We start from the raw sequence: 12,638 nt of genomic DNA on the forward strand, positions 1-12,638 counted from the left end.
TTTCGCGGGAGGACTTCGGCCGTGAAGGGCATAATCAGAGCATCTCGGGTGCCCTGATTCAGAGTCGGGCCGCCAACCGCGTTCCCTGGTCGATCGCGCGTTTGGCATCGAGTTCGGCGGCGACGTCGGCGCCGCCGATGACGTGCACGTTCATGCCGGTGGCGCGCAGGGCATCGGCCAGGTCGCGGTTGGGCTCCTGCCCCGCGCAGATGACGACGTGGTCGACCGCCAGCACGCGCGGCTCGCCATCGACGCGGATGTGCAGCCCCTCGTCGTCGAAACGCTCGTAGGCGACCCCGCCGAGCATCTGCACGCGCTTGGCCTTGAGCGTGGCCCGGTGCACCCAGCCGCTGGTGCGGTTGAGCCGGCGGCCCGGCGTGCCAGGTGAACGCTGGAGCAGCCAGACCTCGCGCGTCGGCGGTTCCGGCTCGGCAGGATGCAGGCCGCCGCGCTCGTGGTGATCGAGGTCGACGCCCCAGGCTTGGGTCCAGCGCACTACGTCGGTGGTTGGCGACGGGGCGGTGTCGACCAGGAATTCGGCGACATCGAAACCGATGCCGCCGGCACCAACGACGGCCACGCGCGGTCCCGGGACATGGGTACCGCGCAGCACGTCGAGATAGCCGAGCACGCGTGCATCGTCGCTACCCGGCCAGTCCACCGTGCGTGGCGTGACGCCGGTGGCGACGATCGCGGCGTCGAAGCCGGCCTCGACCAGGTCGCCAGCCTCGACATGTGTGCCAAGCTTCACTTCGACACCGGCATCGACGAGGCGATGACGGAAATAGCGGATCGCCTCGTCGAACTCTTCCTTGCCAGGGATGCGCCGAGCGAGGTCGAACTGGCCGCCGATGACCGTCGCGGCGTCGAACAGGGTCACCGCATGGCCGCGCTCTGCGAGCGTGCAGGCGGCGGCGAGGCCGGCCGGCCCGGCGCCGACCACGGCGTAGCGGCGCGCCACCGAGGCTGGCGCGATGACCAGCTCGGTTTCGTGGCAGGCGCGCGGGTTCAGCAGGCAGCTCGCGGTCTTCTGCGCGAACACGTGGTCGAGGCAGGCCTGGTTGCAGGCGATGCAGGTATTGATGCGGTCGCTGCGGCCGGCGCGCGCCTTCGCCACCCAGTCCGGGTCGGCGAGCAGCGGACGCGCCATCGACACCAGGTCGGCTTCGCCGTCGCGCAGGATGCGTTCGGCGACGTCCGGCATGTTGATGCGGTTGGTGGCCACGACCGGGATCGAAACCTCGGGCTTGAGCTTGTGCGTGATCGCGCTGAAGGCCGCGCGTGGCACGGAAGTCACGATCGTCGGCACGCGCGCTTCGTGCCAGCCGATGCCGGTATTGATGATCGTCGCGCCCGCCGCCTCGACCGCACGGGCGAGGGCGACGATCTCGCTCCACGCCTGTGCGTCGTCGACGAGATCGAGCATCGACAGGCGATAGATGATGATGAAATCGCGGCCGACCGCTTCGCGCGTGCGCCGCACGATCTCGACCGGAAAGCGCATGCGCCTCGCGGCGTCGCCGCCCCAGGCGTCCTCGCGGCGGTTGGTGCGCGCGGTGATGAACTGGTTGATGAGGTACCCCTCGGAGCCCATGATCTCGACGCCGTCGTAACCAGCCTCGCGCGCCAGTGCGGCGCAATGGGCGAAGTCGCGGATTGTGCGTTCGATGCCGCCCGCACTGAGTGCGCGTGGCATGAACGGTGTGATCGGCGACTTGATCCGCGACGGTGCGACCGAAAACGGATGGAAGGCATAGCGCCCGGCATGCAGGATCTGCAGGGCGATGCGCCCGCCCTCGGCATGCACGGCGCGCGTCACCTGGCGGTGGCGGGCGACCTGCCAGGGCATCGACAGGCGACCACCGAATGGTTTGAGCCAGCCCTCCATGTTCGGTGCGATGCCGCCGGTGACCATGAGCCCGACCCCGCCGCGCGCGCGTTCGGCGAAATAGGCGGCGAGCCTCGGATAGTCGCGTGCGCGATCCTCGAGGCCGGTGTGCATGGACCCCATCAGCACCCGGTTCGGCAGTGTGGTGAAGCCGAGGTCGAGCGGAGCGAACAGATGCGGAAAGTCCACGCGACGGGCCTGGCACGAACGGGGGGCCAGACTGCCTGTGGATGCGTGTCATTGGCAAGAATCCACCCGTCGCCACGGCACGTTGCCACTCGCCCCTCGCGGCAGGCGACAGCAGCCGATCGCCTGAAACGAGCCCGTGTCCCGGTCGGGCTTCGGGGGCGAAATCCGGCACGGGACGCTTTACAATCCGCGAGGCTGTGGACCGGTGATGCCCCTGGGGCGAAGGTTGGCGAACCGTTCAGCAATCTTTTTGATTTTTCGTTAAAATCCTGTTCGTTTAGTGTACGAGTGGCGTACCATTGACCCAGACAGGGTGACACGACTCCGCGTCGCATGGCGGCGTTCGGGTCTCAAGCAAAACCAAGAACAGAGGAGACTGCAATGAAACACAAGGCTTTGAGTGTGCTCATCGCCGCTGCAATGCTTGGCGGTGGTGCATCCGTCGCGACCGCACAGGATGGCAGCTGGTACCTTGCCCCGCGGGTCGGCGTCGTCGTACCGGACAGCAACCGCAACACCGATGAATCGCTCTACGTGGGCATCGGTATCGGCTGGTGGGTGAATCCGAATTTCGCGGTCGATTTCGAGTACGGCATCAACAACGCCGACTGGGAGAACAATTCTTTCCGCGATGGCCACGAGTGGGAGAGCGTCAGCCTCGGCGTGACTGGTCGCTGGTTCTTCGGTGAGCAGGGCTCGTCGTGGCGTCCGTATGTGCTCGCTGGAGTCGGTGCGCTGCGCCACGCCGGCTATTCGCAGTCCGTGCAGGAGCGCGGCTGGGATCCGATGGCCACCGTCGGTGGCGGTATCCAGTACAGCCTTTCCGACCGAATCGCCCTGCGCGGCGAGCTTGCTGCCCGCTACGACAAGGACAACAACACGCAGCGCGGCCAGTTCGTCGGCGCTGGTGACCACAACCACTACGTCGACGCCATCGCCACGATCGGCCTGACGATCGGCTTCGGTGGTGGTGCGGCCCCGGCTCCAGAGCCGGCCGCTGAGCCGCCGGCTGCCTACACGCCGCCGCCGCCGGCCGAGGAAGCGCCGGTCGCCACCCCGATCACGATTGACCTGCGCGGTGTGAACTTCAAGTTCGACCGTCCGAAGGCCGGTGAGTCGAACATCACGCCGACGCTGCAGGAGCCGACCGCCGACTCGATCGCGATCCTCGACCAGGCCGTCGATGTGCTGACCCGCAACCCGGAAGTCCGTGTCGAGCTCGCGGGCCACACCGACTCGATCGGCAGCGACGAGTACAACCAGAAGCTGTCGGAGCGCCGCGCGCAGATCGTCTACGACTACCTGACCTCGCATGGTGTCAGCGCCAGTCAGATCTCGGGCGTCGTTGGCTTCGGCGAGAGCCGTCCGATCGACACGAACGACACCCGCGAAGGCCGTGCGCGCAACCGCCGCACGGAACTGGGCGTCCAGCAGTAATACCGGCCTTCGGGTCGAGCGTCACGAAAAGGCCCCGCTCAAGCGGGGCCTTTTTTTTGTTGCGGGTGACGCACGGAACGAAGCTGCGTTGGTTGTGCGAGATGGCATGCCGATGATGACGCGGTGAGCGGGTACCGCGAGCGAAGTCGCTGCCGCCGCCAAGGCGTTCCCCGCGGGGATTCGCGTCAGCGAGCCAGCGTGGGGGGCAGTTCGGCGGAGATTGCCTTGACCATGCCGGCGACGACATGGATGCCGCCGGCAACGAGGTTGCCGGTTTCCGGGATGCCGTCGCGCCCGACGAAGTCGCAGTAGCGTCCACCGGCTTCACGCACGAGCAGGCAACCGGCCGCCATGTCCCAGGGCTTGAGGCCGATCTCGAAAAAGCCGTCGTAACGCCCGCTCGCCGCATAGGCGAGGTCGAGCGCGGCTGAACCACTGCGGCGAAGGTCTTCGGCTTCCGCGAGCAGGGCGCGCGTCATGCCGAGTTGGGCATCGAGGTGGGCGCGCTGGCGGTACGGGAATCCGGTCGCCAGCAGGGCGCCGCCGAGTTGCCCGCGCGAACTGGCACGGATGCGCCGGTCATTGAGGTAGGCGCCATCGCCACGACTGGCCGTGAACAGTTCGTCGCGCAGTGGGTCATAGACGACACCGTAGACCGGTTCGTCGTTCTCCAGCATCGCGATCGATACCGAGAAGTGCGGGATGCCGCGCAGGTAGTTGTGCGTACCGTCGAGCGGATCGATGACCCAAGTGTGCTTGGCCTTGCCCTGCGCGCCACTTTCCTCGGCGAGGATCGCGTGCGCGGGGAAGGCTCGCTTCAGCTCGCGTATGATCTCGGCTTCGGCGGCGCGGTCGACTTCCGACGCGAAATCCATGCGCTGCTTCTCGACGACGGCAAGCCCGTCGACGCGGTTCATGTAGCGCAGGATGATCTGACCTGCGGCGCGCGCGGCGCGCACGGCGACATTGACTGCGGGTCTTGCCATGGTCGGGGCGTCGGGTTCGGCTGGAAAAGAGCGCGCGAATGACGACAGCGCGACGGACAAGGGTAGCAAAATCACCTGCCTGCGGCCATGTGCGTGGCGCGTCGGCCGAGCTGGCAGTCTGGTCTGGGCGGAACATTCCGGGGGGGGGCGATGAACACTGACGAGGAACGCAATGCACGCTCTGCACGGGTGCGCTTCGTGCTCGTCAACACTTCGCATCCCGGCAATATCGGCAGCGCCGCACGGGCGATCCGCACGATGGGCTTCGACCGGCTCGGTCTGGTCGCGCCTGAATCGTTCCCACATGGCGATGCCTATGCGCTCGCCGCGGGCGCGCTCGATGTGCTCGATCGCGCCTGCATCTCGTCGACGCTGCAGCAGGCCGTGGCCGATTGCTCGCTTGTCATCGGTGCGACGGCGCGCTTGCGCGGTGTTTCGCTCGAGGAATGGTCGCCGCGCGAGGCTGCGACGCGTGTGCTCGAGGCCGCCGAGCGGGGGCGCGAGGTCGCGCTCGTGTTTGGCAACGAGCGTGTGGGGCTCAGCAACGACGAGATCATGCTGTGCCATGCCGCCGTGCACATCCCGAGTGATCCGGGTTATTCGTCGCTGAATCTGGCTCAGGCAGTGCAGGTGCTCGCCTACGAACTGCGCATGGCGCAGCTCGCAGGCGTTGCTGCACGCGTGGGCAATACCGATGCTCCGGCGACCAGCATCGAACTCGAAGGCTTTTTCACCCATCTCGCCACGACGCTGGACGACATCGATTTCCACAAGGGTCGTTCGCCGCGCACGATCATGCGTCGCCTGCGCAAGCTGTTCCTGCGCGCGCAGCCGGACCAGCGCGAGCTGCGCGTGCTCCGCGGCATCCTTGCCGACGCACAACGAATGGCACGTCTGGCAAAGGAACGGATTGATGATGAGTCCGATTGATCAGGCCCTCGGCTGGTGCAAGCCAGGCCGGTGCAATGCCCGATCGGTAGGCATCGATGGAGCCCCGTGAATATTCCGTCGTTGAGTCGGCGTGGTCGCCGCGTGGCTCGAACCGACCTACTACATCCCGGTCGAGCCGAGGGCCGGCCAGGACGGCGGCCTTGCTGGATGGCTGGCGCTGTCGCCATGCGCATGGCAGGCTCGGCATGTTGCAGACATGGCCCACCGGTGATGAACACCGATCCGCATGCCACCGAGCCCTCGTTCGCGAAGCCGCCCGTGGGCGTGCCAATGCCCGCGGTGCCGATCATCGTCGCCGTCATGGGCTTGCCGGGCGCCGGCAAGAGCATCGCCGCTCGAGCGCTCGAGGAACACCTGGGTCTGCGCCGCATCTGCCGCGACACGATCCGCGCGGCGATGTTTCCGGGCGGCGGTGACAGCTTCATCGAGAAGCGCGCGGCCTGGCGCAGCCTCCTGCTCGGGCTCGAGATCAACTGCATGCTTGGCATCGGTAGCGTCATCGATGGCGCTACCTTCTCCAGACGCAAGGAGCTCGAACGCGTTGCCGCAATCGGTGCGCGCCACCGCATCGTCACGATCCCGCTGTTCGTCGATTGTCCGCCCGACATTGCGCGCGAGCGCGTTGCCCGTGACTTCGCCACACGCAGTCACGTTGCTCGTGATCGCACTCCCGATCTCGTCAACGACGTACTCGCCCGCCGGGAACCACCTCCGCCCGAGGCCTTGCGCATCGATGGTTCACTGGCGGCAGGAGCGCTTCGCCGCGCTGCGGTCGCCGCGGTCCGTGAATCGATTGCCGCTGCGGTTGCAAGCGGAGACGCGCAAGGCTAGGGAATCGATAGCTTGGGGCCGTCCTGTGCGGGCGCAGTTCGGCGTTGCGCCGGCTCGACAGACGGCCAGTTTGCCTTTGCCGTCGCGCCTTGATCCGTGGCCGCACAGGACGGTGACGCCGTTGTGGGATTGATCGGAACACCCCTGGTGGAAAGTCGGCGAGTGAGGGCGCTCCGGCAAGGCATCGATCGAGCTTGGCCGTGATCAGCCCTACGTGGCGATGCAGCGCGCGAAGACGGTGATCTCCTCGCGGTCATGGTAGAGCTGGCGGGCGCGCCAATCGAGGCGACGACCGCTGGCGGCGACGGCTTGCTCGACGAGTCTGCGGCACAACATGACTTCTTCGTGGCGCTTCTTCATTGGCAGCTTCAGGTTGAAGATCGCCTGCCGACACCAGCCACCAACGAGCCATTCGGCCATGCGCTGGGCTACCTTGCGTGGCTGTTCGACCATGTCACAGACCATCCACTCGACCGGCTGCGTCGGGCGGTAGCGGAAACCGTCTTCGCGCAGGTGGGTGACGAGACCACCTGCGAGCAGGGCGGCATCCATTGGCCCGTTATCGACCGCGGTGACGTGCAGGCCGCGGCGGACGAGTTGCCAGGTCCAGCCGCCAGGTGCGGCACCGAGGTCGACGGCATGCAGGCCGGGCCTGAGCCAGCGTTCGCGCTCGCCGGCATCGAGCAGGGTCAGGAAGGCTTCCTCGAGCTTGAGGGTCGAACGGCTCGGTGCCGACGAAGGGAAGCGCAGGCGTGGAATGCCCCCGGGCCAGGGGGCGGCGTCGTCGATGCGTGTCGAACCGACGAACGCGGTGCGCGCGTCGACGAGACAGACGTGCAGGCGGCGCGACGACGTGGATTCGATGAGCCGTTCGCGCTTGAGCGCGGCGATGAGCGCATGGTTCAGCGAGCGGCACAGCGCGGCAAGTTCGCGCGCCGCGTCATTGTCGGGTGCTTCGATCCAGGCATCGCACCATGGTCCGCCGACAGCGCGGATTGCCGGCATCAGCACACCGAGGCGATCCCGCTCGGGCAGGCCGTCGATACGCGCGGCAAGCTGAAGGCGCTGGCGCGCGAACACGAGATCCCGCCAGCGCACCGCGGCATCGAAGCGATTCGCGGTATCGGCGTCGGCAAGGATGAATTCGACGAAGGCGCTGCCGGCGCGCGTGCGCGCGAAGCCACCGCAGGCCAGTGCGCGATCGTGGCCGCCGAGTTCCTGCGCGCACTCGCTCTCGAAGCCGGCGCGGCAATAGGCCAGCACACCATGCAAGCGCGTGACGGCTGCGACAGGATCAGTAGTGGCTGCCATCGCTGTCGCGGTAGAGGTGAAAGACCTCGCGCGCGGTCTGGCGCAGGATGTCGCGGCGCACGCGGATGCCTCTGCGTTCGAGCTCGCCGATCCAGTCGGCGGGCAGGGGGCCTTCGTCGAAGCCGCTCAGCTCCATCACGTCCTCGGCGCGTGCACCGATGAGCAATTCGTCGATACCTGCCCAGAAGCTCGCGCCATAGCACATTGCGCAGGGTTGCGCGCTGGTGGCGAGGATGTGGCGGCTGCCGGTCTCGTTGAGACGGAAGCGACGCAGGCGTGCCTGCGCGCTCATGAAGGCCATCATTTCGGCATGAGCCACCGAACAGGACTGCGGCACCACGCGGTTGACGCCGACCGCGACGAGTTGGCCGTCACCGTTGAACACGGCCGCGCCAAACGGCCCGCCCGTTCGCAACTCCACATTGCGCCGTGCCAGCGTAATGGCGAGGGCGACGCGCGTCTCGTCGTCGGGATAGGTCGCGCTCGAATCGATTTCCTGGTGGATCCACGCCGGCAGCGAGAGTCCGATCTGGGCGAAGAGCATTGGGGTGTTTCCGGTCGTGGTTGCGGATTCATTCGGTAGTGGCGACACGATTGCTGCAGCGGTGCTGTACGCAGGCACAGCCTTCGACGTTCGGGAAGCCGCAGACACCAGCCAGGCCCTTGCGCGCGCACTCGGCCTTCACGCGATCGGGGAACACCCGGCTGTCCCGGTTGACGCAGGCTGGGTAGTGGCCGCAGCAGTTGCCGACATTCTTGACCACGCAATCGCTGTCCACGTTGCAGCGGTAGTCGACTTCGTCGACCGGCATCACCGCTGTCGCGGGACGGGCCGTGCAGCAGAGCAGGAGCAGGACTGCGAAGGTGCGCATGGGAGGATCATAGCGCCGGGCGCGGCAGATGAGATTGGATGCCTCCGCGATTTGTTCTCCCGCAGCACGGGGAAAGCGGAATGGCCGTGCCGCGCAGGAATCGGATCAGCGCCCGGCGGTCCTCGCCCAGGTGTCGCGCAGGGTCACCACGCGGTTGAACACGAGCGCGTTGGCGTGGCAGTCGTGGCGATCGGCGACGAAATAGCCGAGACGCTCGAACTGCCAGGTCGATTCGGGGCTGACGGATGCCAGCGCGGGTTCGAGCCAGGCTCGCACGATGCGCCTGGAGTTCGGATTGAGATGGTCGCGATAGGTCTTGCCGTCGCTGTCATCGTCCGGGTCGGCGACGTCGAACAGGCGGTCGTACAGGCGCACTTCGGCGGCGATCGCATGTGGCGCACTGACCCAGTGGATCGTGCCTTTGACCTTGCGTTCGGCGCCGGATCGACCGGGACGTGTGTCGGCATCGAGTGTGCCGTGCAGCTCGGTGATCGCCCCGTCGGCGCTCTTGACGACGTCAACGCAACGCACGATACCGACGCCGCGCAGACGGACCTCGCCGCCCGGCACGAGGCGGTGGAAGCCCTTGACCGGTTCCTCCATGAAATCCTCGCGCTCGATCCAGAGTTCCCGCGAGAACGGTACTTCGCGGTCGCCGAAGCCATCGTTCTTCGGATGGTTGGGGAATCGCAGTACTTCTGCGTACTCTTCCGGCAGGTTGACGAGCACAAGCTTCAGCGGGTCGATCACACCGAGCCGGCGTGGTGCTTCGGCATCGAGTACTTCGCGCACGCAACCTTCGAGCACGCCGTATTCGATCACGGAGTTCTGCTTGGTCACGCCGGCACGTTCCCAGAACGTGCGCACCGCAGCCGGAGGGAAGCCACGCCGGCGCACGCCCGAGAGCGTCGGCATGCGCGGGTCGTCCCAGCCGTCGACAAGGCCGTCCTGCACGAGGGCCATGAGCTTGCGCTTGCTCATCACCGTGTAGTCGAGGTTGCCGCGGGCGAACTCGATCTGTCGCGGCCTGGCCGGTTCGCAGCTGAACCCGGCCTCGCGCAGCGGTTCGCTGAGCGCACGGTCGTTCGGCAGGTCGAGCTGGTCGAGGAACCAATCGTAGAGCGGGCGATGATCCTCGAACTCGAGCGTGCAAAGCGAGTGGGTGATCCCTTCAAGCGCGTCGGATACGCAGTGCGCGTAGTCGTACATCGGGTAGATCGGCCAGGTGTCGCCGGTATTCTGGTGGCTGAGCTTGCGGATGCGGTAAATGGCCGGATCGCGCATGTTGATGTTGCCGGCGGCCATGTCGATCTTCGCGCGCAGTGTGCGCGTACCATCGGCGAACTCGCCGGCACGCATGCGGCGGAACAGGTCGAGATTGTCGGAGATGCTGCGCTCGCGGAACGGTGAGTCGCGTCCCGGTTCGGTCAGCGTTCCCCGGTACTCGCGCACTTCCTCAGCGCTGAGATCGCAGACATAGGCCTTGCCGGTCTCGATCAGCTTGAGCGCGCAGCGGTAGAACACCTCGAAATAGTCCGACGCGTGGCGCAGTTCGGCCCAGTCGAAACCCAGCCAGCGCACGTCGTCCTTGATCGCTTCGACGTACTCGACATCCTCGCGCGCAGGATTGGTGTCGTCGAAGCGCAGGTTGCAGGTGCCGCCGAAATCACGGGCGATGCCGAAGTTGAGGCCGATGCTCTTTCCGTGCCCCAGGTGGAGATAGCCATTGGGCTCGGGCGGGAAGCGTGTGGCGACACGGCCACCGTGCTTGCCGCTGGCGTTGTCGTCGACGACGATCTGGCGGATGAAGTTGTTCGCGACGCTTGTTTCGTTCATGCGAAGTGGCCGCAAGGGCGGCCCCGGATCCCAGGCAAGAGCGGAAGTTTAGCCGAGTCGGCCTGCCGCGGCGATCAGCTGCGGACGGCGCTGCGCTGGCCGGGCAGGCTGCGCAGACGCAGGCGCACCGGACCGCGCGCATCGCGGATGTCGACAACGACCTCGCTTTGCAGGGCTTCCAGCATGCCGCGGTCGACAAGCTCGGACGCAACCGCGCGGATCGGGCGCATGAGGTCGTGCCAGTGCTGATTGCAACGCAAGCCCACGGCCTGCGCGACTTCGGCCACGGCGATCGAGCGGCCGTGGCCGCGTTCGTCAAGCAGCGCGAAGATGCATTCGCGTATGCGCTGGGCCAGGGTGTCCTCGTGGAGGTGCGCAGTCATGCGGAAGGGGTGTTCTCGGGTCTGCGGGTTCGGTTCGTGGCCGCTGCCGGTCCCGCAAGCCCCCTTCCGGATGCGACAGCTGGGGAGGGATGATAGCGTGTGCGCCCGGATTGTCGAGCGCGGTTGCCCCGAGGGCGCGGATACGCATGCGAATCGTTTACCACGCGGCGAGCATCATCGACGCCAACCTGGTCAAGGCGGCGCTCGAACACGCCGGCGTGCGCGCCTTCGTTGCCGGCGAGTACCTGACCGGCGGCATCGGCGAGTTGCCGTTGGGCGGGCTCGTGAACGTCATGGTCGCCGACATCGATGTCGAGCGCGCGCAGCCGATTGCCGATGCGCTCGATGCTGTATTTCGCGAGGAACCGGCGGGCGATGAACCGCTCGCCGGCCCTGACCTCGCCCCGCATTCCGCGTGAGTCGACCGCCCATGGACATGCATGCGCGGGGCCTGCCGAAGCGTGGCCTCATCGAGATGGTCGCCGGAGCTTCGCTGATCAGCCTCACCAGTGTGTTCGTCAAGCTCGCGCACGTCGGCCCGAGCGTATCGGCGTTCTACCGCATGGCGATCGGCGGGGTCCTGCTGTTCACCTTCCTGCTCATCGCTCGGCGCTGGCGGCCGCTGCGCGCACGCCAATTGCCGTGGATGCTCGTGCCGGCCGCGGCCTTCGCGGCGGATCTGCTGATGTGGCATCGGAGCATCCTCTACGTCGGCCCAGGCCTGGCGACGCTGATCGGCAACTTCCAGGTGTTCCTGATGGCGCTGGCCGGTTGGTTGCTCTACCGCGAGCGCCTGGGCCTCAACTTCGTCGTCGGTGTCATCCTGTCCTTGGCGGGCCTGTACCTGCTGGTCGGCCTCGACTGGGGCGCAATGGGTGGGGATTTCCGTCTCGGCGTAGTGCTCGGCATCGGCTCGGGCGTTGCCTATGCGGTCTACCTGCTGGCCACGCGCCATGCGCAGCGCAGTGGTGAGCTGCGTGTGCCGACCATGCAACTGCTGTGCGTGAGCACCCTGCTGTCCGCCATCGTGCTGGGCGGTGCAGTCGTCGTCGAAGGCGAGAGCTTCGCGATTCCCGATGCGCAGACCGCCTGGTCACTGGCCGGCCTTGCCGTGATCGGCCAGATCGTCGGTTGGGTGCTCTTGCTGCGGGCGATCCCGCAGTTGCCGGCTTCGTTGGTCGGCTTGCTGCTGTTGCTGCAGCCGGCACTGTCGTTCGTGCTCGACGTGCTGCTGTTTGACCGTGCGACGTCCGGCCTCGACTGGCTGGGGGTCGGTCTCGCCCTGGTCGGCATCTTCATGGGCTCATGGCGGCCGGCACGGCGAGCCGAGGGGGCAGAGACCGAGGCCTCCCTCGCGGCCGACGCCGCGCGCGAAACCCGGGGGCAATCCGGCTGACGATCGGCTGGCGCGATCCGGCCGCCGGCTCATTCGTGATTCCACGTGAAAGTTCCGCTACCGAGCCGTCGCGGCAGGGTGGTCGATGCGCCCCGTTGTGCAACCGGGCAATCAGGGCTCCCGGCGTCGCACATACACCTGCTTGCGCACGCGTGCGACCAGGCTGCCGTCAGTGGCTTTCACGTCGCAGTCGAACCAGCGCAGCACCTTGGCGCCGTTGGCGGCCGCGTTGCGCAGTTCCTCAAGCATGGCGTCGGTGACGACGAACTCGCAGCTCACGTCGCTGCGGCCTGGGGCGACGAATTCGATCGTTGCGGCCTGATCCCATACGCGATAGCCACGACCGAGGTTTTCGCCGATCAGGATCATCCAGAACGGGTCGGTCATGGCAAACAGGCTGCCACCGAAATGCACGCCGACATAGTTGCGGTTGTACCAACGCCGGCGCAGCACTACGCGTGCGCTGCGCCAGTCCGCGCCGATCGCCTCCACGCGCACGCCACTGAACAGGAATGGCGGCCACAGGTTCATCAGCAACCGCAGACGGGCCGGCGTTAT

General features: G+C 66.8%; 13 protein-coding genes. 5 read left to right on the plus strand and 8 right to left on the minus strand.

Annotated elements, in window-relative coordinates; all coding sequences use genetic code 11:
- Nucleotides 1-58 precede the first annotated feature (58 nt).
- Nucleotides 59-2,077, minus strand: coding sequence for an NADPH-dependent 2,4-dienoyl-CoA reductase (locus KF907_RS11955; protein ID WP_291220656.1), 2,019 nt, complete (start codon nucleotides 2,075-2,077; stop codon nucleotides 59-61).
- A 381-nt stretch (nucleotides 2,078-2,458) separates the two neighbouring features.
- Between KF907_RS11955 and KF907_RS11960 the strand changes: the two genes are divergently transcribed.
- Nucleotides 2,459-3,514: an OmpA family protein gene (locus KF907_RS11960; protein WP_291220658.1), complete on the plus strand. Its 1,056-nt coding sequence runs from the start codon at nucleotides 2,459-2,461 to the stop codon at nucleotides 3,512-3,514.
- Nucleotides 3,515-3,699: 185 nt separating this feature from the next.
- Here the strand turns inward: KF907_RS11960 and KF907_RS11965 are convergent, their stop codons facing one another.
- On the minus strand, nucleotides 3,700-4,500 hold the full coding sequence (locus tag KF907_RS11965) for an inositol monophosphatase family protein (protein ID WP_291220660.1): 801 nt from the start codon (nucleotides 4,498-4,500) through the stop codon (nucleotides 3,700-3,702).
- Nucleotides 4,501-4,650: 150 nt separating this feature from the next.
- On the opposite strand from KF907_RS11965, the gene KF907_RS11970 reads away from it, so the two are divergent.
- Together KF907_RS11970 and KF907_RS11975 are read left to right on the plus strand one after the other, a co-directional pair.
- Entirely contained in the window at nucleotides 4,651-5,430 is a 780-nt protein-coding gene (locus KF907_RS11970) for an RNA methyltransferase (protein ID WP_291220662.1), read from the plus strand.
- A 231-nt stretch (nucleotides 5,431-5,661) separates the two neighbouring features.
- Nucleotides 5,662-6,282 (plus strand): P-loop nucleotide/nucleoside kinase family protein, encoded by a 621-nt coding sequence (locus KF907_RS11975; RefSeq protein WP_291220664.1) that lies wholly within the window; start codon nucleotides 5,662-5,664, stop codon nucleotides 6,280-6,282.
- A gap of 210 nt (nucleotides 6,283-6,492) precedes the next feature.
- Here KF907_RS11975 and rlmM read toward each other — a convergent pair whose 3' ends face one another.
- The 5 genes from rlmM to KF907_RS12000 form a co-directional block, all read right to left on the minus strand.
- Nucleotides 6,493-7,554, minus strand: a complete 1,062-nt coding sequence (gene rlmM / locus KF907_RS11980) for a 23S rRNA (cytidine(2498)-2'-O)-methyltransferase RlmM (RefSeq protein ID WP_291221229.1) — start codon at nucleotides 7,552-7,554, stop codon at nucleotides 6,493-6,495.
- Nucleotides 7,555-7,576: 22 nt separating this feature from the next.
- A complete protein-coding gene (locus KF907_RS11985; protein WP_291220666.1) occupies nucleotides 7,577-8,137 on the minus strand; it encodes a nucleoside deaminase in 561 nt (186 codons plus the stop codon).
- Between the two features lie 28 nt (nucleotides 8,138-8,165).
- Complete coding sequence (locus KF907_RS11990) at nucleotides 8,166-8,465, minus strand: hypothetical protein (RefSeq protein WP_291220667.1); 300 nt, start codon at nucleotides 8,463-8,465, stop codon at nucleotides 8,166-8,168.
- Nucleotides 8,466-8,570: 105 nt separating this feature from the next.
- Nucleotides 8,571-10,301 carry a glutamine--tRNA ligase/YqeY domain fusion protein gene (locus KF907_RS11995; RefSeq protein WP_291220669.1) on the minus strand — a complete coding sequence of 577 codons (1,731 nt, stop codon included), beginning with the start codon at nucleotides 10,299-10,301 and terminating at the stop codon, nucleotides 8,571-8,573.
- 74 nt (nucleotides 10,302-10,375) lie between these two features.
- On the minus strand, nucleotides 10,376-10,684 hold the full coding sequence (locus KF907_RS12000; protein WP_291220671.1) for a DUF3253 domain-containing protein: 309 nt from the start codon (nucleotides 10,682-10,684) through the stop codon (nucleotides 10,376-10,378).
- Nucleotides 10,685-10,830: 146 nt separating this feature from the next.
- Between KF907_RS12000 and KF907_RS12005 the strand changes: the two genes are divergently transcribed.
- Both KF907_RS12005 and KF907_RS12010 read left to right on the plus strand, forming a co-directional pair.
- Entirely contained in the window at nucleotides 10,831-11,103 is a 273-nt protein-coding gene (locus KF907_RS12005; RefSeq protein WP_291220673.1) for a putative signal transducing protein, read from the plus strand.
- The gene (locus KF907_RS12010) at nucleotides 11,100-12,080 is read left to right on the plus strand and encodes a DMT family transporter (RefSeq protein ID WP_291220675.1); all 981 of its coding nucleotides are present in this window, start codon (nucleotides 11,100-11,102) and stop codon (nucleotides 12,078-12,080) included. Before KF907_RS12005 ends, KF907_RS12010 begins: the two co-directional genes overlap by 4 nt.
- A 111-nt stretch (nucleotides 12,081-12,191) precedes the next feature.
- Here KF907_RS12010 and KF907_RS12015 read toward each other — a convergent pair whose 3' ends face one another.
- A complete protein-coding gene (locus tag KF907_RS12015) occupies nucleotides 12,192-12,611 on the minus strand; it encodes a DUF4442 domain-containing protein (RefSeq protein ID WP_291220677.1) in 420 nt (139 codons plus the stop codon).
- Between the last annotated feature and the right edge of the window lie 27 nt (nucleotides 12,612-12,638).

This window comes from Dokdonella sp., assembly GCF_019634775.1.
In the GTDB taxonomy this organism is placed as follows: Bacteria; Pseudomonadota; Gammaproteobacteria; order Xanthomonadales; family Rhodanobacteraceae; genus Dokdonella.